Origin of the sequence: Streptomyces sp. AK08-02, from assembly GCF_033795085.1 — a bacterium.
In the GTDB taxonomy this organism is placed as follows: Bacteria; Actinomycetota; Actinomycetes; order Streptomycetales; family Streptomycetaceae; genus Streptomyces; species Streptomyces echiniscabiei.
The window spans coordinates 122,485-143,733 of the sequence record NZ_JARAZV010000009.1; the positions used below are offsets into that span (position 1 = coordinate 122,485).

The 21,249-nt window shown below is 70.4% G+C and carries 21 protein-coding genes; 11 read left to right on the top strand and 10 right to left on the bottom strand.

The genetic code is table 11. From position 1 onward, the window contains the following. Window positions 1–12 precede the first annotated feature (12 nt). The gene (locus PV734_RS19800) at window positions 13–588 is read left to right on the top strand and encodes a hypothetical protein (protein WP_319290623.1); all 576 of its coding nucleotides are present in this window, start codon (window positions 13–15) and stop codon (window positions 586–588) included. A gap of 82 nt (window positions 589–670) precedes the next feature. On the opposite strand, the gene PV734_RS19805 is transcribed toward PV734_RS19800, so the two are convergent. Both PV734_RS19805 and PV734_RS19810 read right to left on the bottom strand, forming a co-directional pair. After that, on the bottom strand, window positions 671–1,765 hold the full coding sequence (locus PV734_RS19805; RefSeq protein ID WP_319290625.1) for a CU044_5270 family protein: 1,095 nt from the start codon (window positions 1,763–1,765) through the stop codon (window positions 671–673). After that, entirely contained in the window at window positions 1,762–2,430 is a 669-nt protein-coding gene (locus tag PV734_RS19810; protein WP_319290627.1) for an RNA polymerase sigma factor, read from the bottom strand. Before PV734_RS19810 ends, PV734_RS19805 begins: the two co-directional genes overlap by 4 nt. Window positions 2,431–2,616: 186 nt before the next feature. Between PV734_RS19810 and PV734_RS19815 the strand changes: the two genes are divergently transcribed. The 6 genes from PV734_RS19815 to PV734_RS19840 all read left to right on the top strand — a co-directional run bounded on the left by PV734_RS19815 (window position 2,617) and on the right by PV734_RS19840 (window position 8,344). After that, window positions 2,617–5,112 (top strand): ATP-binding protein, encoded by a 2,496-nt coding sequence (locus PV734_RS19815; RefSeq protein WP_319290629.1) that lies wholly within the window; start codon window positions 2,617–2,619, stop codon window positions 5,110–5,112. Between the two features lie 67 nt (window positions 5,113–5,179). Continuing rightward, window positions 5,180–5,452 carry a DUF4242 domain-containing protein gene (locus PV734_RS19820; protein ID WP_319094276.1) on the top strand — a complete coding sequence of 91 codons (273 nt, stop codon included), beginning with the start codon at window positions 5,180–5,182 and terminating at the stop codon, window positions 5,450–5,452. Between the two features lie 58 nt (window positions 5,453–5,510). Next, entirely contained in the window at window positions 5,511–6,047 is a 537-nt protein-coding gene (locus PV734_RS19825; protein ID WP_319290631.1) for an RICIN domain-containing protein, read from the top strand. Window positions 6,048–6,468: 421 nt separating this feature from the next. Beyond that, window positions 6,469–6,786: a hypothetical protein gene (locus PV734_RS45855; protein ID WP_415924232.1), complete on the top strand. Its 318-nt coding sequence runs from the start codon at window positions 6,469–6,471 to the stop codon at window positions 6,784–6,786. Between the two features lie 196 nt (window positions 6,787–6,982). Further along, a complete protein-coding gene (locus tag PV734_RS19835; protein WP_319094278.1) occupies window positions 6,983–7,648 on the top strand; it encodes an SDR family NAD(P)-dependent oxidoreductase in 666 nt (221 codons plus the stop codon). A gap of 222 nt (window positions 7,649–7,870) precedes the next feature. Next, complete coding sequence (locus tag PV734_RS19840) at window positions 7,871–8,344, top strand: cyclophilin-like fold protein (protein WP_319290633.1); 474 nt, start codon at window positions 7,871–7,873, stop codon at window positions 8,342–8,344. 13 nt (window positions 8,345–8,357) lie between these two features. Here PV734_RS19840 and PV734_RS19845 read toward each other — a convergent pair whose 3' ends face one another. From PV734_RS19845 to PV734_RS19870, 6 genes are all read right to left on the bottom strand, one after another. Beyond that, complete coding sequence (locus tag PV734_RS19845) at window positions 8,358–9,251, bottom strand: SMP-30/gluconolactonase/LRE family protein (protein WP_319290635.1); 894 nt, start codon at window positions 9,249–9,251, stop codon at window positions 8,358–8,360. Between the two features lie 15 nt (window positions 9,252–9,266). Then, a complete protein-coding gene (locus tag PV734_RS19850; RefSeq protein WP_319290637.1) occupies window positions 9,267–10,241 on the bottom strand; it encodes a sugar kinase in 975 nt (324 codons plus the stop codon). Continuing rightward, entirely contained in the window at window positions 10,238–10,858 is a 621-nt protein-coding gene (locus PV734_RS19855; protein WP_319290639.1) for a bifunctional 4-hydroxy-2-oxoglutarate aldolase/2-dehydro-3-deoxy-phosphogluconate aldolase, read from the bottom strand. The genes PV734_RS19850 and PV734_RS19855 overlap by 4 nt, the downstream gene beginning before the upstream one ends. A gap of 52 nt (window positions 10,859–10,910) precedes the next feature. Then, complete coding sequence (dgoD, locus tag PV734_RS19860) at window positions 10,911–12,056, bottom strand: galactonate dehydratase (protein ID WP_319094283.1); 1,146 nt, start codon at window positions 12,054–12,056, stop codon at window positions 10,911–10,913. Further along, entirely contained in the window at window positions 12,053–12,817 is a 765-nt protein-coding gene (locus tag PV734_RS19865) for a FadR/GntR family transcriptional regulator (RefSeq protein ID WP_319094284.1), read from the bottom strand. Before PV734_RS19865 ends, dgoD begins: the two co-directional genes overlap by 4 nt. Before the next feature lie 70 nt (window positions 12,818–12,887). Continuing rightward, window positions 12,888–13,619, bottom strand: a complete 732-nt coding sequence (locus tag PV734_RS19870) for an SDR family NAD(P)-dependent oxidoreductase (RefSeq protein WP_415924233.1) — start codon at window positions 13,617–13,619, stop codon at window positions 12,888–12,890. A gap of 177 nt (window positions 13,620–13,796) precedes the next feature. On the opposite strand from PV734_RS19870, the gene PV734_RS19875 reads away from it, so the two are divergent. From PV734_RS19875 to PV734_RS19885, 3 genes are all read left to right on the top strand, one after another. Continuing rightward, window positions 13,797–15,143 (top strand): sugar ABC transporter substrate-binding protein, encoded by a 1,347-nt coding sequence (locus PV734_RS19875; protein WP_319094286.1) that lies wholly within the window; start codon window positions 13,797–13,799, stop codon window positions 15,141–15,143. Between the two features lie 64 nt (window positions 15,144–15,207). Then, a complete protein-coding gene (locus tag PV734_RS19880) occupies window positions 15,208–16,113 on the top strand; it encodes a sugar ABC transporter permease (RefSeq protein WP_319094287.1) in 906 nt (301 codons plus the stop codon). Beyond that, a complete protein-coding gene (locus tag PV734_RS19885) occupies window positions 16,110–17,039 on the top strand; it encodes a carbohydrate ABC transporter permease (protein ID WP_319094288.1) in 930 nt (309 codons plus the stop codon). The genes PV734_RS19880 and PV734_RS19885 overlap by 4 nt, the downstream gene beginning before the upstream one ends. A 71-nt stretch (window positions 17,040–17,110) precedes the next feature. Here PV734_RS19885 and PV734_RS19890 read toward each other — a convergent pair whose 3' ends face one another. Continuing rightward, a complete protein-coding gene (locus PV734_RS19890; RefSeq protein WP_319290644.1) occupies window positions 17,111–19,159 on the bottom strand; it encodes a glycoside hydrolase family 2 protein in 2,049 nt (682 codons plus the stop codon). 158 nt (window positions 19,160–19,317) lie between these two features. Between PV734_RS19890 and PV734_RS19895 the strand changes: the two genes are divergently transcribed. After that, on the top strand, window positions 19,318–20,637 hold the full coding sequence (locus tag PV734_RS19895) for a cellulase-like family protein (RefSeq protein WP_319290646.1): 1,320 nt from the start codon (window positions 19,318–19,320) through the stop codon (window positions 20,635–20,637). On the opposite strand, the gene PV734_RS19900 is transcribed toward PV734_RS19895, so the two are convergent. After that, window positions 20,591–20,773 (bottom strand): alpha-L-rhamnosidase C-terminal domain-containing protein, encoded by a 183-nt coding sequence (locus tag PV734_RS19900; protein WP_319094291.1) that lies wholly within the window; start codon window positions 20,771–20,773, stop codon window positions 20,591–20,593. The genes PV734_RS19895 and PV734_RS19900 overlap by 47 nt on opposite strands. Window positions 20,774–21,249 lie beyond the last annotated feature (476 nt).

Sequence of the window (21,249 nt, forward strand, 5' to 3'; positions counted from 1 at the left end):
AAGGGGGACATCATGCGAGGTATCAGGGCAGCAGGGACGGCACTCGCGCTCGCGGGCGCGATGCTGGGGACGGCGGCGAGCACCGCGGACGCCGCTCCGGCGGAGTACCCGCGCACGGCGGCGGCCTGCCCGACGGGCTGGGGCAGCGGCGCCAAGAGCGGTGGCGCCGTCATGGGCGCCGATCACCTGACGGACGTCAGGACCGGACAGCACGAGTGCTACGACCGCGTCGTGTTCGACATACCCGGCGGTGGCCAGGTCGGCTACAACGTCCAGTACGTGGACCGGTTCTACGCCGATCCCTCCGGTCAGTACATCCCGGTGACCGGCGGGGCGATCCTCGCCATCCGCGTCGGCGCGTGGAGCTTCGACCTGGAGGCCGGCGTGCCGACCTATCCGGGCAAGGTGGGCAAGCCGCTGCCCAGCGTGAACATCAGCGGGTACAACACCTTCCGGGACACCCGGTTCGGCGGCACCTTCGAAGGTCAGACGCAGGTCGCTGTCGGCGTCCGCGCCCGACTGCCGTTCCGCGTGATCCAGTTGGCCGACCGGGTCGTCGTCGACGTTGCCCACAGCTGGACGAGCTAGGCCGACGCGTAAGGAGAGCAGGCGGGGCCGGGGCCCGTAGCCGCACTCCGGCAGCCCCAGCCCCGCCGGCCCTCTGTCGGGATCAGGTCGTCGTCGACGGCCTGCTGGTCGACGGCCTTTCGCGGAGGGCGTTGACGACCGCGCGCTCCAGGACTGCCGACTGGCCGATCAGGGTGCCCTTCTTGCCCATGGAGGTGTCCCTGACGAGGTAGGTCCGTTCGCCCAGGTACTCCAGGGTGGTGCGGTCGAAGATCCAGGCGGTGCGCCAACCGGTCCGGGTGTTGTCGCGGGCCACGCCGATCCCGTGCCGGCCGGCCGCGTCCACCGCGTCGGAGTCCTCGGTCACGCCGGGGATCTTCGCCGCGGCCTTGTAGAGGGCTGCCGCGGTCTTCGGCGGCATCACCGTCTCCCGCAGGAGCCCACCGATGGCGCCGAAGGCGTCCTGGTCGGGGTCCCGGTCCTCGGCCGGGGTATCACGCGCGTCCTGGTCCCTGGTGATCTCGGTGGTGAGCCTCCGGAGCAGGGCGTCGGGGTCGGTGGGCAGGGTGGCCAGCCACGTGTACGTCGGCCGGTTGAGGCCCGCCGGGTAGCCGACGGGCGTCTCGCCGTCCGGGACCCCGACGGTGATCGGGAAGTACGAGCCGTCCTGGTGTATCAGGCCTTCGTCGATCACCGGTCCCTGCTTCTGCGTCATCCAGACCTCGCGCTCACGGGGCGCGGTCAGCTTCACCGGGCCGTCGAACTCGCCCTCGTTCTCGGACTGCAGTGTCCTCACGTACACGAACTGGTCGCCGAAGACCGTCTGTTCGTCGCTCTTCGAGGCGACCGAGGCGATTCGGTCGAGCAGCACGGCCGCGCCGGCACGCGGGGCCGTGACCTCGGAGCCGGTGCCCCCGGCGGACGACGCCGGAGCGTGATCGCGGCCGGTCACGGTGAGCGTGGTGAGCAGTACCCCGCCCAGTGCCAGTCCGGCGGCGGGCAGCAGGACGGCGGGGCGCAGCAGGCGGGGTCGGGGGCGGGCGGTGGTGCGGTCGCCGTCCTGGTCGATCAGACGCATCAGGGTGTCCTTGTGGTGGAGATGACGGCCCGGGGGCAGGTCCCGATCGGCCGGGGCCGGCAGCAGCCGGGCCAGTTCCTCGCGTTCGGCCCGTTCGAGGCCGGAGGTACGGTCGTTCATCGGGCTTCCTCCTGGATGGGCTGGGCCACGAACGCGGCCCTGTTCTCTACCTCTCCGCGGCGTTGGCGGGGTTCCCTTCCGGACCGGATCTCTTCTCCGGGTCGTGCTTCCCGCACGGGCCCGTCCGGTGTCCGGCGGAGCTGCTCGTCGGTGAGTCGTCGCAGGCGGGTACGGGCGCGGGACAGCCGCGACCGCACGGTGCCGACCGGGATGCCCAGGGCCTCGGCGGCCTCGGCATAGTCCAGCCCGGACCAGACGCAGAGGGCCAGCACCTCGCGTTCCTGGCGGTGGAGTCGGCCCAGTACCTGCCGGACCGCGGCGAGCCGCCGTGTGTCGTCGACGCGTCCGGCCGTGGCGTCCGCGATGTCCGCCACCGGTTCCGGGTCGGGTCGGCGGGCCAGAAAGGCCAGGCGTCGCCCGATACCGCGGTTGGCGTTGCGAGCCTTGTTCGTGGCGATACCCAGCAGCCACGGCCGCAGCGAGCCGCCCTCCGGCTCGACGGCGTGCCGGGTACGCCAGGCGGCCAGAAAGGTCTCGGACAAGGCCTCCTCGGCCGCCGACCAATCGCCGGTCAGCCGGTAGGCATGGTTGTAGACCGACCGCGCGTACTCCTCGTAGAGCGCGGCGAACGCCTCGCGATCACCCGCCCTGATTCGTGCGCGCATGCGCTCCCGATCTTCCTGTTCATCGCTTCTCACACCACCTACCTCTCCGGCCGGACCGAGGAGTTCCCGTGACCCGCGCCACACCACGAGGCCGGCCCGGGGACCGGGAGCACTCGCCTACCAGCGGACCGATCCTCCGTTGCGGCTCCACCGACCCGCGCCGAAGCCGGGGCTACCATCCCCGATATGGCATTACTCGAGCGGGAGCACTGGCTTGACGCACTACGACGCTGCCCAGCAGGGCGGGTGGTCCTGGTGTCCGGTGAAGCGGGTATCGGCAAGACCTCTCTCGTCAGGGCGTTCTGCGACAGCCTGACACGGCCGGTCCTTTGGGGTTCGTGCGACGCGTTGCGCACGCCGCAGCCGCTCGGCCCGCTCCACGACATCGCACGGCAGGTGACCGGTGAACTGGCCGCCGCGATGGCCGCGGAGAGCCCGCGGCACGCCATGTTCAGCGCGTTTCTGGACCAGTTGACGACACGGGAAGCCGTCGCCGTGGTGGAGGACGCGCACTGGGCCGACGAAGCGACGCTCGACCTGCTCATGTTCACCGCCCGCCGCATCTCCTCCACCCGTGGCCTGCTCGTCATCACCTACCGGGACGACGAGGTCGGATCCGATCACTCGTTGCGCGCGGTGCTGGGAACGCTCGCCACCGACAGGAGCGTGCTGCGTATCCGGCTGTCACCGCTTTCGGCCGCGGCCGTCGCGACACTGGTCGGGCCGGACGGTCCGAATGCCGCGGAACTGCACGCGCGGGCCGCCGGCAACCCCTTCTTCGTGACCGAGGTCCTGGCCGACCCGGACCACAGGGTCCCCGAGACGGTACGCGACGCGGTGCTGGCCCGGGCGGCCGGTCTCGGCCCCGCGGAACGCGACGCACTCGACTCGGTCGCCGTCTTCCCCGGATATGCTCCCGCGCCCTTGGTCCAGGCGCCCAGGAGAGCTGTTGACGGCTGCGTGGACGCGGGAATGCTGGTTCGCGACGGCACTCGGATCCTGTTCCGCCACGAGCTGGCCAGGCTGGCCATCGAGGAGAGCATCGCGTCGGCGCGCAAGACCGAGCTGCATGAGCATGCGCTGGCCGCACTGACGCAGTGGGGCAGCGATCCGGCCAGGCTCGTCTATCACGCGGAGGAAGCGGGCGACGCGGCGGCCGTTCTCGTACACTCCGGTGCGGCGGCGAGGCGGGCAACCGCCGTCGGTGCTCACCGGCAGGCGGCCGAGCACTACGCCCAGGCGCTGCGGTTCGCCGACGGAATCAGCCCGCGCCGACATGCGGAGCTGCTTGAACGCCACTGTGAGGCGTGTGCGCACGCGGGACGGGCTGCGGCGGCCGTGATCTCCGCCCGACGGGCTGTCGAGCACTGGCGGGCCGAAGGCGACCAGGAGCGCGAGGCCGCTCTGATGGCACATTGCTCCTACTACTTGTGGAACCAGGGCCTGAACGCCGAGGCCCACGACATGGTGCGGCAGGCGCTCGCTCTCGCCGAGCGGCTGCCTGAGGGCCCGGGGCTGGTAGCCGCGTACACGTGGTCTGCGTACCTTCTGATGCTTGCCCGGGACGTCCCCGGGGCGGTGCGAAACGGCAACCGCGCCGCCGTGCTCGCCGAGCGGTTCGGTGAGAAGACCCTGCTGGCCCGGGCGCTCAACGCGGTCGGCTCCGCCCTGTGGTCCACCGAGCCCGACCTGGCCATGGAGACCATGCTCCGGAGTCTTCGGGCGGCCCGGGCGGCCTGTGACGACGGGGCCGTCGGGAGCGCGATGGTCAACCTCGGATCCGCGGCAGGCGAGATCCGCCGCTACGACATCGCGGAACACTGGCTGAACGAGGCCCTGAAGTGGTGTGCGGACCGCGACTTGGACGACGTACGGAGTTACGCCACGGCATGGCTGGCCCGGTGCCGGTGGGAGCAAGGGCAGTGGTCCGCGGCAGAAGCGCTGGTGGAGCAGGTGGGAGTCACCGAGTGCACGCCGAGCCGGATCGTCGCGCTCACGGTGCTGGGGCGGCTGCGCGCCCGGCGGGGAGATCCGGGTGCGGCGGACACTCTCGACGAGGCCTGGTCGCTCGCCGAACGGACCGGTGACCTGCAGCGCCTGTGGCCGGTCGAGGCCGGACTCGCCGAGCTCGCGTGGCTGAGCGGCCGACAGGCCGACAGCCATCTGTCCGAGACATACGACCGGGCGGTACGGCTCGGCATCGGCTGGGCGATCGGTGAACTCGGACAGTGGCTCCACCCGGAGCCCGGGGAAGTCCACCCGGACACCGCCGCGCCGTATCGGATGAACCCCGCCGAGGCCGGCCGGGCCTGGGACGAGCTGGGTTGCCCGTACGAGTCGGCCATGGCGCTCGCGCAGAGCCCGGATCACCTGAGTGAGGCCCTGCGCGGGTTCGAGGCCCTCGGGGCGCGACCCGCCGCGGACATGGTGGCCCGGCGGATGCGCGACCTGGGATTCCGGACCCCGCGGCGTTCCACTCTCGCCCATCCCGACGGGCTCACAGCGCGCGAAGCCGATGTCCTACGCCTGCTCAGGGACGGGCTGCGGAACTCCGAGATCGCCGACCGGCTCCGCATCGCGGAGAAGACGGCCGGGCATCACGTCTCCTCCATCCTGGCCAAGCTCGGCGTGCGTACCCGTCAGGAGGCCGCCAGACATGGGGAGATCGCCGAGCAAACATAGGGAACGGCTCCCGATGTCCCACGCCCGCTCCCAGCCCGACAGTGGTGGTCGGAAAGGAGCGTGCGACATGCCGCGATATCTCGTACAACGGACCTTCCCCGAGGGTCTGCACATCCCGACGAACGACGAGGGCGCCAAGACCTGTACGCGCGTCATCGAGGGCAACTCCGCGTCGGCCGTCACCTGGGTGCACTCCTACGTGAGCCGCGACAAGAGCGTGACCTACTGCGTGTACGACGGGCCGTCTCCGGAAGCGGTGCGCCAGGCCGCGCAGACCACCGGCCTGCCCGTCGACCGGATCACCGAGGTCACCGTCCTGGATCCGTACTTCTATCACTGACCCTCGCGGCGATGCCGTCACCGCACAGTCCCGGCACAAGCGATGAGGAGACAGCAGCATGAACAGAACTGCCGTCCGGAAGGCTGCCACCAGGCTCACGGCGATGGCCGCGGCGACCTTCTCGGTCCTGGCCTTCGCCTCCCCGGCGAACGCGGGTGTCACGACCGTCAAGCCTCGGTCCGTGACCTACTACCAGTTCCAGAACTACTACACCGGCAAGTGCCTGGCCGTCGGAGGGCAGACCAACGGCTCCGTGGTCCAGCAGTACACCTGCAACGGAACCGTCAACCAGCAGTGGACGCTCAGGGCGACAAGCAGCGGCTACTTCCAGGTGGTCGTCGCGAGCAGCGGCAGATGCATGGAGGTCGTGAATTCCAGCCAGTCCACCAACGCGATCGTCCGGACAGCCGACTGCAACACCGGCTACAACCAGCAGTGGATCACGCAGTCGAGCACCCACGCCGGCTGGCCGCGGCTGGTCGCCCGGCACAGCGGCAAATGCCTGCAGCCCCTCAACGAGAACACCGGAGACGGCGCCCAGCAAGCTCAGTTCGACTGCTACACCGCCTGGTCACAGGAGTGGAACCAGTCCTGACCCCGGCGACGACGAACCACTCTGTGACGCCGTAGCGGTACTGGCGGTCCGGGCGATCCTGCCCGGACCGCCGGGCTGGTTCGGGTCGCGGGCCGATCCACCGTGTCTCCGAGGCGGTGCCGGAGACAGTGGGGCACGGGAGAGATCCGGTGTCCGGAACGTGCTGATCGACACCTTCGGTATCGCACGCGCGGGCACCAGGCCGGAATCGGCCGGCCCAGGTCGAGGTCGTGGATGGAGCAGGGAGAGATTCCTCCCCCTCACAGAACGCCCGTGCGGTGCGATGCTTTCGGGGATTCTCGGCCTCACAACGGTCGCACGTCGCCATGAAAGAGAATGCCGCCGAATGCCACCTCCGACCGATGTCCGAACGCGCAGGCTGCCTTTCGTCGTCCTGGTGCTGTCCGCCGGGACATTCCTCATGGGCACCACCGAATTCGTCGTCGCGGGCCTGCTGCCGGAGATCGCCGGCGATCTGCGTGTCAGCGTGTCCAACGCGGGTCTGCTGATCACGGCGTTCGCCGTCGGCATGATCGTCGGGGCGCCGGCGATGGCTGTCGCGACGCTGCACCTGCCCCGGCGCTCCATCGATGGCACCTGGAGAAGGGGGGCGAGGATTTCCTCCCTGGATATTTCCCTCCCCGGATTGATTCCTCCGCTTTTCACCCCCGGCCCCGCGTGCAAGGCTCGATTTCGAGCAGCCGTTCCGGATTCCCGGCCGCGGATCCACACTTCGTAGCGAAGGAAACACGACCATGCCCGGAGCAGTCATTACCAGGTCGCCGAGGGCTACCGGGCCATGGACGAACGCCGCGCCGTCAAGGCGCTTCTGAAACCCTGAGCCGTACGTCGTTCACCGCGGGCGGCGGACAGGCCCCTCTGCCCGCCCCTCCCCAGAGCCCGACCCCCGGACAGCCTCGTGGACAAGGACCATCGTGACCACTTTCGCCCTCATCGGAGCCGGACCCGGCCTCGGTCTCGCCACCGCCCGCCGCTTCGGAAACGCCGGCCACAGCGTCGCCCTCATCGCCCGAAACACCCAGCGCCTGGACGACCTCACGTCCGAGCTGACCCGCGGCGGCATCGAGGCCCGCGGCTTCGCCGCCGACGTCCTCGACATCGAGTCCCTGACCGCGGCCCTGCACGCGGCCGGCACCTCATTGGGGACCGTCGAGATCCTGCAGTACAGCCCCGTCCCCCGGGCCGACTTCATGAAGCCGGTCCTGGAGACCAGCGCCGCCGACCTCGCCGCGCCCCTCGCCTTCTCCGTCAAGGGCCCCGTCACCGCGGTGAACGCCGTGCTGCCCGGCATGCGCGAACTCGGCCGCGGCACCGTCCTGTTCGTCAACGGCGCCAGCGCCGTACGCCCCAACCCGAACGTCGCCGGCACCTCGATCGCCTTCGCCGCCGAGAGCGCGTACGCCCGCATGCTCCACGACACCCTCGCCCCGCAGAACATCCATGTCGCCCAGCTCATCGTGCCGGGCGCCATCCGGCCCGACACCGAACACAGCAGCCCCGATGCCCTGGCCCGGCGCCTGTACGACATGCATACCGGGCGCGACGGGTTCCGCCACTACTCCGGGCCCCTGCCCGGCTGAATCTCTGGAGGCCCCCTGACGCCGACCGCGCATTCCGCTCTGCCGGCCCGTGGCATCGCAGCCGGGGCTCTGCTGCCGGCAGTGACCGCCTGCACCGAAGCCTCGTCACCCTCCCAGCCCTCCGCCCAGTCCTCCTCCCGGGACTCGTCCTCGCCACCGGGCACGCGGGAGCGGGCGACGACAGGTCCCGCATCCACCCCACTCCCTGGCAGGTCCACCGCCATGAACATCCGGATCACCATCGACGGCACCCCGGTCGACGCCACTCTCAACGACAGCGCCGCGGCCCGGGACTTCGCCGCCCAGCTCCCCCTGACCCTGAGCCTGACCGACTTCCACCGGAACGAGAAGATCGCCGATCTGCCACGTCCGCTGTCCGCGTCCGGCGCCCCGAGCGGAGTCCACCCCCGTACCGGCGACCTCGCCTACTACGCGCCCTGGGCCACATGCCCGAAAGTGCCACTGCGGCGCTCGCCGCCGACGACAAGGCCGGCGTCACCATCGAAGACGCCCCCTGACCCCTCTGCGGCCGGGTGGCCGCCCGACCGTAGTCTCCGATTGCGTCATGCCGTCAGCCCGCCCAAGGAGAGACCTCAGCACCGACCTGATTCGGTTCGAGGAACTGGAGGAGTTCTTCACCAGGAACCTCGGTCGACAAGGATGTACGGCGCCCGGAACGCGTCTGGACGCGTGTGATCAAGGGGCCCTTTCAGAGTCGGCCCCGCCAGGTGCAGGCCGCCGTACCCCGGGCCGCCACGGGAACCGTGAGCACCGATCCGTCGGCCGGGGTCGGGTTCCTCACCCCGTACCGGGCCGTGGTGACGAGGAGTCGGCTGTCGTCGGGGTGCAGGCACACCGAGGTGGGATGCGGGGCGGGGACGGTCACGGTGTGGAGCAGGCGACCGTCGGGGTGGTAGCGGCGGACCGCACCGGGACCCCACATCGCGACCCACAGGCAACCCTCCTCGTCGACGGTCATGCCGTCGGGGCTGCCCTCGTCGTCACGGAGTCGGGCGAAGATGTCGGGGCCGCCGGAGAGGTCGAGTTCACCCGAGGCGGGGTCGACCCGGCAGCGGAGAATGGTGCCGACGGCTGTGTCGGCGACGTACATGATCGCGCCCTCGGCGGTGAACGCCGGGCCGTTGACGATGGTCAGGCCGTCGAGGACGCGTACGACCGTGCCGTCGAGGTCGGTTCGGTAGAGCGAGCCCGCGCCCTGGGTGCCGTCGTAGGCCATGCTGCCCGCCCAGAAGCGGCCGCCGGGGTCGGCGACGCCGTCGTTCATGCGGCTGGGGACCGGCGTACGGTCCTCCGGGCGGTCCAGCCATTCCAGCGCGCCGTCGGCGGTCAGCAGCGCAATGCCGGTTCCGGCGGCGGCGATCCACGTGTCGGGCCTGTCCTGGACCGGTGCGACGGCGCCCAACGGCACGTCGAGTGCGGCCAGTTGACGCGGCGTCCCGCTTCCGGTGCCGGCACGCAGCTCGAAGAGCCGGCCGCTGAGGATGTCGACGTACACAAACCGGCCGTCGATCCATCGGCCGCCCTCGGCGAGTTCGTATCCTCCGTCCACAAGAACCGTCGCGGACGCTGCCGTTGATGTCATGTCAGGTCTCCCACGTCAGCGGATGGTCGTTCCGTCGGGCTCGTCGAGCAGCCCGAGTTCGTCCCGCGTCGGAAGGCCTTCCCAGTCGCCCCGGGTGGCGACGGCGAAGGCGGCGGTGGTGACCGCTCGGTGGAGACGGGCCGTGACGTCGGCGCCGTCCAGGACTCCGGACAGGTATCCGGCCACGAAGGCGTCTCCCGCGCCGACCAGATCGACGGCGTCGACCTGGCGTGCCGCCCGGTCGGTCGCCCCGTCGGCGGTGAAGCTGGTCGCGCCGCGCCCGCCACGCTTGACGACCACCTCGTCGACACCGGCGGCCAGGATGGCGCGTACGGCCTCGGATTCGGTCGCGCCGGATCGTGCCGGCATCAGCGGCAGCTCGTCCTCGGACGCGATGAGCAGGTCGGTACGGTCCAGGAGCGGCCGGAGGGTCGTGCGGGCCTGGTCGGTGGTCCACAGCCGGGAGCGGTAGTTGACGTCGAGGCATACGGTGATGCCGGCGTCGTGAGCTGCCTCGGCGGCGGCCAGCGCGGCCTCCGCCGCCGACGCGCCGAGCGCCGGGGTGATGCCCGTCAGGTGCAGGACGCGGGCCCCGGCGGCCAGCGCGGAGAGGGCGTCGGCCGGTGAGACCGCCGAACCCGCCGATCCCGTGCGGTAGTAGCTGACGCGCGTGAGCGTGCCCAGGCGGGGTTCGGTCAGCAGCAGTCCCGTGGGGCGGCCGGCGTCGTCGGTGACGGCGTGCTCGATGTCGACGCCCTCGGCGCGCAGGGTGCGCAGGACCAGTGCGCCCAGTTCGTCCGCACCGACCCGGCCTGCCCAGCGTGCCCGGTGGCCGAGCCGGGCGAGGCCGATCGCCACGTTGGACTCGGCTCCCGCCACGGACAGGTCGAGGCTGCCGCCCAGTCGCATCGCCCCGTGGGCCCGCATCGCCGCCATCGTCTCGCCGAAGGTCACCACGTCGGGCACGGCCTGGCCGACCGTTGTCGTCACGACGTCCCCCCTGCGGCAATCTCACGGAACTCCGCTGCCCGGGCCCGGAGTTGGTCGAGGTCGCCACCGTCGGCAGCGTCCCCGACCAGCGGGGAGCCGACGCCGACGGCGATGGCACCCCGGTCCAGGTAGGCGCGGGCGGCCGTGGCGTCCACTCCGCCGACGGGCACGAAGGGCACCTCGGGGAACGGGTCGCGCAGGGCCTTCAGATAGCCGGGGCCGCCGACGGATCCGGGGAAGAGTTTGATCGCGGCGGCGCCCCGGGCGAGGGCGGCCTCGATCTCGCTGGGTGTCAGGGCACCCATCAGCACGGGGACGCCGTACGCCTCCAGGCCGTCGACGAGGGCGGGGGTGACGAGGTACGACGCGCCCGCGTCCACGGCTCGGGCGGCGTCCGCGGCCGAGCGCACGGTGCCGGCGCCGAGGAGTGCTTCGGGTCCCAGTTCGGCGCGGGATCGGCGGATGACGGTCAGGGCGTCGGCGGTGGTCAGCGAGACCTCGACGGCCTCGATGCCCTCCTCGGCGAGGGTGCGTACGGTGCGCAGGGCCGCGGCCGGATCCTTGCCGCGGACGATCGCCAGCAGGCGGTGGGTTCGGAGCGATTCCACCAGGTTCATGGGAGCGGGCTCTCCTTGGGCGTGCGGGTCGGGGAAGGGGGCACGGTGGTGGTCACCACTCGGTGAACGCGCCGTCGGGGCCGCGCCATACGGGGTTGCGCCAGCGGTGGCCGGTCTCCGCGGCGTGGCGTACGGCCTTCTCGTCGATGTCGACGCCGAGGCCCGGGCGGGTGGAGGCGACGGCGTACCCGTCCCGGAACCGGAAGGGTTCGGGGTCCATCACGTACTCCAGCAGGTCGGACCCCTGGTTGTAGTGGATGCCCATGCTCTGTTCCTGGATGAGGAAGTTCGGTACGGAGAAGGCGATCTGGAGGCTCGCGGCCAGGGCGATCGGGCCGAGCGGGCAGTGCGGGGCCATGGTGACGTCGTACGTCTCGGCCATGGCCGCGATCCGGCGGACCTCGGAGATGCCGCCGGCGTGCGAGAGGTCGGGCTGGGCGACGGCGATGCCACTGGCCAGGACGTCGCGGAAGTCCCAGCGGGAGTAGAGGCGTTCGCCGGTGGCGAGCGGGATGCTTGTGGACTCCACCAGGCTGCGCAGGTTGGCCGAGTGTTCCGGCGCGACGGGTTCCTCGACGAACAGCGGGTGCAGCGGCTCCAGTTGGGGCAGCAGACGGCGTGCCATGGCGGTGGAGGCGCGGCCGTGGAAGTCGACGGCGATGTCCCGCTCGTCGCCCAGCACCTCACGGACGGCGGCGACGCGTGCGACGACCTCGGCAGTGCGGGCCGGGGTGTCGATCGGGGCGAGTTCGGCGGAGCCGTTCATCTTCACGGCGGTGAAGCCGGCCTTCATCTGTTCCTCGGCAAGTTCGGCGACGTCGCCGGGGCGGTCGCCGCCGATCCAGGCGTACATGCGGACGCGGTCGCGCACCGGGCCGCCGAGGAGGCGGTGCACGGGGACGCCGTAGGTCTTGCCGGCGATGTCCCAGAGAGCCTGGTCGATGCCGGCGACGGCGCTGGAGAGGATGGGGCCGCCCCGGTAGAAGCCGCCCTTGGTGAGTACCTGCCAGTGGTCCTCGATGCGCAGTGGGTCCCGGCCCACCAGATGGTCGGCGAGTTCGTGGACGGCGGCGCGTACGGTCTCGGCGCGGCCCTCGATCACGGGTTCGCCCCAGCCGGTGACGCCCTCGTCGGTGGCGACGCGCAGGAACAGCCAGCGCGGGGCGACCAGGAACGTCTCAAGTCCGGTTATTTTCAAGGAGCTTCCTTCGGCGGCGTATCGGTCGCGACGTCGGCGGCGCGTTCTTCCCTGTCGTGCCTGTCGTGTCCGGCCTGTACGGCGGCCAGGTCGTCGGAGGCCTGAGCCAGGAGCGAGGCGACGGCCGCCGCGGCGGCGTCCGGGTCGCCCGCCTCGACGGCGTCGACCAGTTCCTGGTGCACGGGGATGGAGTCGGAGAAGTGCTGGGCGCCGTGCACGATCCGGTCGCGGACGCGCAGGCCGGCCTCGATGACGACCTCCATCCGGCTGAGCAGTTCGTTGTGGGCGGCGTCCAGCAGGGCACGGTGGAAGGCCAGGTCCGCCTCGACCATCGCCGCCCCGTCCGCACCCGCCGCCGCCATCGCGTGCAGCGCCTGTCGCATCGCGTCCAGGTCGGCTGGGGTACGGCGGGTCGCGGCGAGCCGGGCTCCGGCGGGCTCCACGATCGCGCGGACCTCGGCGAGGTCCTCCAGGAAGGCGTCGGTCGGAGCGCTGCTGCCCTGCCAGCGCAGCAGGTCGCTGTCGAGCAGGTTCCAGTCGGCGCGGGGCCGGATGGTCGTACCGCGTTTCTGCCGTGACTCCAGGAGGCCCTTGGAGGCGAGCACGCGCATCGCCTCGCGGACCACGGTCTTGCTGACGCCCAGCTCTGTTTCGAAGTTGGTCGGGTCCACCACGGAGCCCGGGGGGTAGTCGCCGCGGATGATGCGTCGGCCCAGCTCCTCAACCGCCTGGCCGTGCAGCCCCCTACCGGGATGGATCACCGTGTTCTCCGTTTCCGTTCCGGTCCTGTTCGCCGAGACCGCGTACGGCCCGTCGCGGGGTACGCGCCTCTCACGAGGACTCCTTCATGACGCTCCATCCTCCATCAACCACCAGGCTCGCTCCGGTCACATAGGAGGCGTCCGCCGATGCCAGGAAGGCGACGGCTGCGGCCACCTCCTCCGGCTGCCCGAACCGCTTCGCCGCGGTGGCGGCCACACTGCGCTCCCGGTCGGCCTCCGGGATGCCGTCCCAGGCGGCGGTGAGGATGGGTCCGGGCAGGACGGTGTTGACCCGGATGCCGGGCCCGTACTCGACGGCCAACTGCCGTCCCAGCGAGCACAGCGCGCCCTTCGCGGCGGCGTAGGCGGCGTGGTTCGGGAGGCCGATGACCGCGTGCACCGAGGAGGTGAGGACGACGGAGCCGGAGGCCTCGCGCAGCAGAGCCGCGAACGTCTTCATGGCCCACCAGGCCGGCTTGAGCAGGACGGCCATCTGACCGTCCCACTCGGCCTCGCTCAGCTCGTGGGCGGGCTTGTTGACCTGGGCGAAGGCGTTGCTGTGCAGGAAGTCCAGCCGCCCGTGACGTTCTGTCACGTGGCGGGCGAGATTCTCCCAGTCGGCTGCCGAGGTCACGTCGCAGCGCACGTACTCCGCACGGCCCGCGCCGTCCTCGATGTCCGTGGCGAGCGCCTTGCCCGCCGCGTCGTCCACGTCGGTGACCACGACGGTCGCGCCCTCGGCCGCGAGCCTTCGGGCCGTGGCCGCGCCGATGCCGTGTGCGCCGCCGGTGATCACTGCCACGCGTCCCGCCATCCTGTGGCACTCCGTCATCGCTTACCTCTTCCGTCCGGCTGCCTACGCCCACCATAGCTCTTTCAATTAATTATGAATATATCTTGACGGGGTGGCGATGACGCTCCAACACTGACCGGCATGCAACAGGCACCTCCCGTACGAAGCCAGGAAGGACCTCCTCCCATGAGCCGCACCACACACCTCCGCAGAAGCCGGGGCGCACTCGCAGTGACCCTTGCCGCCGCCTCGCTGCTGATCTCCGCCTGCGGTGGTTCGACAGGTTCGAAGGACCCCGCGGTCCAGACACCTGTCAAGCCCGGCCAGAAGGTCGACCTGCGCTTCTGGTCGTGGGTTCCCGGCGTCGACAAGGCTGTCGACAAGTGGAACGCCACCCACCCGGACATCCGCGTCAAGCTGGAGAAGATCCCGGCGGGCAGCAGCGGCGGCTACGCGAAGATGCGCGCCGCGCTCAAGAGCGGCAACGCGCCCGACCTGGCCCAGGTGGAGTACCAGGAGATCCCGTCGTTCCTGCTGGAGAACGGCCTGGTGAACCTGTCCCAGTACGGCGCGGACAAGGACCGCTCGAAGTTCGTGGACTGGCAGTGGGAGCAGGGAGTCTTCGGCAAGGCCGTCTACGCGATCCCCCAGGCCTCCGGCCCGATGGGCCTGTTCTACCGCTCCGACCTGTTCAAGAAGTGGGGCATCACGCCGCCCGCCACCTGGGACGAGTTCGCCCAGGCCGCGCAGAAGATCCACGCCGCCGACCCGAAGGCTTACATCAGCACCTTCCCCGCCGGCAACTCCGCCTGGTTCACCGCACTCGCCTGGCAGGCCGGCGCGAAGTGGTTCGGCGTGAACGGCGACACCTGGACGGTGAACATCGACTCCCCGCAGACCCTCAAGGTCGCCGCCTTCTGGGACGACCTGCGCACCAAGAAGGTGATCAAGACCGAGCCCGACTTCGCCAACGGCTGGTACAAGGACCTGCAGACCGGTGGCATCACCTCGTGGGTCAGCGCTCAGTGGGGCGACGCCATCATCAGCGGGAACGCTCCTCAGACCACCGGCAAGTGGTCGGTCGCGCCCATGCCGCAGTGGACGAAGGGCGCGAACGTGTCCGCGAACTGGGGAGGTTCCTCCACGGCCGTCCTCAAGGGTGCCAAGCACATTCCCGAGGCTCTGCAGTTCGCGGAATGGCTCAACACCGATCCCGCGAGCGTCGACCTGCTGCTGCAGGGCGGCTACGGCTGGCCCGCGTCGGCCGACGGCTACCAGGGCTCCTCGCTGGACAAGCCGTCCCCGTTCTTCGGAGGCCAGAAGTACAACGAGGTCTTCGCGCAGGCGGACAAGAGCATCGACAACTCGTGGAAGTGGATCCCGACGATCGACGCCACCTACCAGCACCTCAACGACGGCTTCCAGGCCGCCCTGGCCGGCAAGGGCACGTTCGTCTCCGCGGTCAAGCAGGCGCAGCAGCAGACCGTCCAGGACCTGAAGAGGAAGGGTCTGAAGGTCTCCACCGGCAAGTGACCACCTCCGGAGGGCGCGACACGGCCGCCGCCGTTCTCCCCTCCGGACTCCAGAAAGAACCCTGATGACCACCCGAGCGCCCCGCCGCCGCAGAAACCTGGCGCCCTTCGCCTTCGTCGCGCCGTTCCTGCTGCTGTTCCTCCTGGCCTTCGCCCTCCCCATCGGCTACGCCGTCTACCAGAGCGTCATGGACGTCGAGTACACCGGCGCCCTGGGGCTCGGCGGCAGCCATACCGTCTTCGTCGCGCTGAGCAACTACTCCGACGCGCTGTCCGACCACGCCTTTCTGCGCAGCATCGGCCGCGTCATGCTGTTCGCGGCCGTCCAGGTGCCGGTGATGGTCGTGTTGGCCGCCGGGCTCGCACTGCTGCTGGACAGTGCCTCGGCCAGAGGCGTGCGGTTCTTCCGCGCCGCCTTCTTCCTGCCCTACGGCGTGCCGGGCGTCATCGCGTCCATCCTGTGGGGCTTCCTGTACGTACCGGGAGTCAGCCCTCTCGTGGACGGCATGCGTCATCTGGGGCTGTCGGTCGATCTGCTGGGCGGAAACACGGTTCTGTGGTCCATCGCGAACATCGTCACCTGGGAGTTCGCCGGCTACAACGTCCTGGTTCTCGTCGCCCAGTTGCGCACCATCCCCACGGAGCTGTACGAGGCCGCCCGCATCGACGGCGCCGGCGCGTGGGCGACGGTCCGCCACGTCAAACTGCCGCTGCTGCGCCCGGCGTTGATCCTCACCACGGTCTTCACCATCATCGGCACGCTGCAACTGTTCGCGGAGCCGCTGGTGCTCAAGCCCGTCTCGTCGAGCATCGACAGCGCGTACACCCCCAACCTCAGCGCCTACAACGAGGCGTTCACCAACGACAACTACCACCTTGCCGCTGCCGAGGCGGTGCTGCTCGCCCTCGCCGCGTTCGTGCTCTCCTTCGGTTTCCTGCGGCTGATCAACAAGAAGGGTGGGGACGCGTGAGCCTCCGGACACCGGCCCGCACCATCCCGCCGCAGGGCGAGACGCCGGCCCCCGACGACCGCACGAGGCCGCGCGGCGGCATCACCGGGGTCACCACGCGCAGCCGCATCCTGGTCACCGGCCTGCTCGTGGCCGCCGCCGGGTACTTCCTGCTCCCGGTGTACTGGCTGGTCGTGGCGTCCACCAAATCCACCGGCGACCTGTTCGGCACCTTCGGACTGTGGTTCTCCCACCCCCGGTTCCTGAGCAATCTGCACCAGGTGGTCACCTACGACCACGCCATCTACCTGCGCTGGGCCGCCAACAGCATCCTGTACGCGGGCGTCGGCGCGGCCGTGGCGACGCTGCTGGCCGCGATGTGCGGCTACGCGCTCGCCAAGTTCTCCTTCGCCGGCCGCGACACGATCTTCAACGTCGTGCTGGGCGGCGTCCTGATCCCCGCGACGGCGCTGGCGCTGCCCATGTACCTGCTGTTCAGCAAGGCAGGACTGGCCAACACCTACTGGGCCGTACTGCTGCCGAGCTTCGTCAGCCCCTTCGGCGTGTACCTGTGCCGGATCTACGCCGCGGCGTCCATACCGGACGAGTTGTTGGAGGCGGCCCGTATCGACGGCGCGGGAGAGGTCCGTATCTTCACGGTGGTGGCTCTGCGCATCATGACCCCGGCCCTGGTGACGATCTTCCTCTTCCAGTTCGTCGGCATCTGGAACAACTACTTCCTGCCGCTGGTCATGCTGTCCGACTCCAAGCTGTATCCCATCACCCTGGGACTGACGTCGTGGCAGTCCTTCGCCGACCGCCAGCCGCAGCTCTATCAGCTGACCGTGGGAGGCGCCTTCGTCTCCGTCGTCCCTCTGATGATCGCCATGGTCGCCCTGCAGCGCTTCTGGCGCAGCGGTCTGACCGAGGGCAGCGTGAAGGGCTGACCGACATCACCGGTGCGCACAAAGGGGAGGGGCAGATCGCCCCTCCCCTTCCCTCTACTCCCCGTTCGGCGTCACTTGCCCCCGGGAACGACCGCCTTCCGGAACACGTCGTAGACCAGCTTGGGACGCTCTGCCGCGAAGGTCAGCAGGCCCATGACGGAGATGCCGTTGTAGGCCTGGTTGTATCCGGCGCGCTGCTTGTAGTCCTTGAGGACCCAGTAGGTGAATCCGGCGACGAAGTCGCTGCGCGCGGTCACCTGTGCCCAGTGGGCGGTGAAGCTCGCCGCCTGCCACTCCTCCGTACCCTGCGTGTCGCTGGGGCCGTGGGTGCCGGCCTCGGACCAGGTGCCGTTCTCGGTGATCAGGATCGGCTTGCCGGGATACTTCGCGTGGACCGCGTCGAGCGTGGGGCCGAGGTCGGCGTCCTTGCCGTAGAAGTAGCCGAAGTACTCGTTGAACCCGATCACGTCGGCGAGGTCGAACGCGGGGTCGTTGCTGGTGTTGGACGCCCAGGTCACGGGGCGGGCGGTGAGGTCGACCGCCTTCACGGCCGCCTTGAGGTCGGCGAGCCAGGCCCGGTAGACCGGGGCGCCCGCGGCGTCGATCTCCGACTCGTTCTGGAGCCCCCAGAGGATCACCGAGGGGTGGTTGTGCTGGTTCCACGCCATGGTCAGGGCCAGGGCGCGGGCGAGACCGTAGCGCTCGGTCTGCAGCTTCTCCTGCGCGGTGTTGAGCCACATGGTGTCGATGTCGTCCATCACCAGCACGCCGTGCTCGTCCGCCCAGTCGTAGACGTACGGGTGGCGGTTGTAGACGCAGTTGCGGATGAAGTTGGCGCCCACCGCCGTGACGTGGCCCAGTTCCCGGTCGTACTCGGCCGGTGTCATCGCCCTGCCGTGCGCGGCGGTCTCCTCGTGCCAGTTGAGTCCCTTGAGGAAGAGGGGTTTGCCGTTCAGCCTCAACTGCGCCTTCGAGATGGCCAGTTCACGCACACCGTAGGTGGTGGACAGGGTGTCCACGCGTGGGCCGGCGTGCCTTCCGGCGGTCAGTGTGGCGCGGGCGGTGAGGGTGTGCGGCGAGGCCGGGCTCCAGCGCGGGGCGTGCGGGACGGGGACCGAGACGCGTACGACGCCTGCCGAGCGGGCCGCGATCCGGGCCGCGACCACGACGGGCCGGCCACCGCTCCCCCGGCCGGGATCCAGCGTGAGCCGGCCCTCGAAGTCGGAGGCGCAGTGGTTCTCGACGACCGCGCGCGCCTCAAGACACCCGTTCGCTCCGACGGCGAGCAGTTTGGTGACGGTGACCTGCGGGACCGCCTCGATCCAGGCCGACCGGGTCAGGCCCGCGTAGGGCCAGTAGTCGACGGGCTTGTACGGCAGTTCGTGGTCGTCCGTGACCGGCTGCGCGGTCGCGGCCGTGTAGTCGGTGTAGCTCGCCCGTCGGAAGACGCGCACGGCGATCGTCTGACGTGTTCCCGGCCTCAGCGCCCCGGCCACCGGAAGCGCGAAGGGCGAGTTCGCACCCTCATGCTTGCCGAGATGCTTCCCGTCGAGCCAGACCTCTGCGCTGTAGCCGGCGGCCAGGAAGGCGATGCGTACGTGCCGGGCACGCCAGGACGCGGGTACGTCGACGGTGGTGCGGTACCAGGCGTAGCCGTCCTTGAACGCGGTGCCCTTGCCGAAGGGCGCGGACTCCGAGCCGAAGTCCGGGGTGTCCAGCAGGTCCCAGGCCGACGGGACGTCGATGTGGCCCCAGCCCCGGTCGTCGTGGCGCGGGGACTGCCAGGCCTCGTCGAGTCCCTGGTCGGCGGGGTCGAAGCGGAACCGCCATCGCTTGTCCAGGGACAGGTAGTCGCGTGTGGGCTCATGGGTGCGCCAGCCGTCGAAGGCGGGCAGCACCGCGCCGTACTGGAAGACCACGTTGGTGCCGCCGACATCACGCACATGGGTGCCGGAGGGCTCGGTGGCCGGGTGGGTGTCGAGCACCGGGCCGTTCGCGGCGGCCACCGCCGTGCCGTCTGCCGCTTGTGCGGTCCGGGGCCAGGCGGGCAGGGCGACGAAGGCGCCGGCGCCGAGTGCCGTGACGACGGTACGCCGGGACGGATGGATGGATGAGGTCATGGCGAGCGGCTCCTTGAGGCACGTACGGATTCGTCCGCCCCACAGCCTGGACAACCCCGTCATCCGCGTCAAGGATTATTCATAAATAATGAATTGAGCTAGCGTGGTGCCGCCGAGCCGCCGACGGCGCCTTCCGCACACGAACGACAGGTGACCCCATGACCGCATCGCAGCAAGCCACCGCGCCCGGGACCACGGGCCAACTGGCCATCACCCTGTGGGACTTCAGCTGGTACACCCAGGCCGGTCCCGGTGAGCCGTTCGCCGACCTCGACCGCGCCTTCGCCGAGACGGTGGACCGGGGCTTCAACACCGTGCGCGTCTGCGCCATGCCCTTCCTGCTGTTCTCCGGACGCGTCAAGGAACCGGAGTCGATCCAGGTCCGCGGCCTGGGCGAGGAGTTCGGACAGCGCACCCGCTGGTACGACGTACGCGGCGGCTATCCGCTGGACGGCCGTCGGCGGCTCGTCGAGCTGTTCGAGGCGGCGGCCCGGCACGACTGCAAGGTGATCGTGTCGTCCTGGGAGTACCAGCAGTCCCCCTGCTTCGCCGACACCGACGCCTGGCACCGCGCCCTGGCAGAGGTGCCCGGTCCTGAGCGGGCGGAGGTGGTCGCCGAGTCGCTCGCCGGGCTCCTCGACTTCCTCACCGAGCGCGGACTCGCCGAGCACGTCGCCTACGTCGAGGTGCACAACGAGGTCGACAACTGCTCCCTGGTCCCGCGCGACGGCGTCACCCACTACGCCTACCTGCGCGGCCCTCTCGACCGTGCCGTGAAGCTGCTGCGGGCCCGTCACCCCGAGGTCACCGTCACCTACTCGCTGGGGGAACCCTGGCCGAGCGAGATCGACGACCTCCCGGAGGGGGCACAGATCGCGCACTTCCACTTCTACGTCTACGGCGTGCTCGGCGCGCTCTACGAGGCGGTGGGACTGGGCCACGGCACCGAGGCGGCGCCCGAGAACGCCACCTGGCCCACCCCCGTGCTGGCCGCCATGCTGCGCCCCGACGCGCCCGCCTTCGCCGACTACCAGCCGGACGAACCCTGGCGGCTGGCCGCCACCGGAATCCCGCGCGAACTGTTCTACGCCCTCGACTGGGTCGACCCCGACCGCTGGGACCTGTGGCTCTACGAGAACTATCCGGCGCACCGGCAGGCCATGCGGGACACGCTCGCCGGGTGGGTCGACGCCGTCGCCGAGTTCGCCCGTGTGCGTGGCATCCCCGCGGTCCTCGGCGAGGGCGTCGTGGGCTACACCCCGCTCCTCACCCGCTTCGAGGAGGACGCCGTCGGCAAGGACATCGCCGAGTTCGTCGTCGACCGCTGCCTCGCGGCAGGCTTCCAGGGCCTCGTGCTGACCTCCAACGCCGCCCCGCACCACCCCATGTGGCACACCGACCGGGACTGGATGCGGCGGGTCAACGCCCGCATCACCTCCCGGCCGCACGGGAGCCGGTCAGGGGATCGTGCGCGGTGAACGTATGCCTCCCCGAACCGACGGAGTGAGGGGCGCGGCCGTCCGTGGGGAGATGGACCTGCGCGGTGGTGTTCGCAGGCAGGTCCACGTCGAGGCGGAACGTGCCGTCGCCTCGCGTCCACCGCGCGGACACCACACCGTACGGCGTGCGGTAGCTGCCCTCGCGTGGGTGAGACCGCCGACCGGGCGAGGGTCGATCACCAGCTCACGGAAGCCGGCCTTCCCGCGCGCCTGCCGGATGCCGACCACGCCGCTGTGGAACCACTCCTCGATCTGGAGCAGGATCATGTGGTTCTTGGAGTTGCCCATGCCCGACTCTTCGGGAACGGTCGTCAGACCCTGGGGATTGGCGGTGGTGGGTGCCATGGAAGGCGCGGGCGAACAGGGGCAACGGTTGGTCGGGGGTGCGGCCCGCGCATTCGATCCAGCGGCCCTCACCCCAGTCGGAGCGCTTGAGGAGCCCCATCTCCCACGAGGCGGCCCGACTCCACGGTGTCGCCTCGTCGTGGGTGTCCCACGCCCGCACCTGCCGGACCACCCGGTCCCCGGAGGCTCGGGCGGGACCGTGCCACACGATGTCGTTTCCGGGCCGGGGAACCCGCCTTGCCGCTG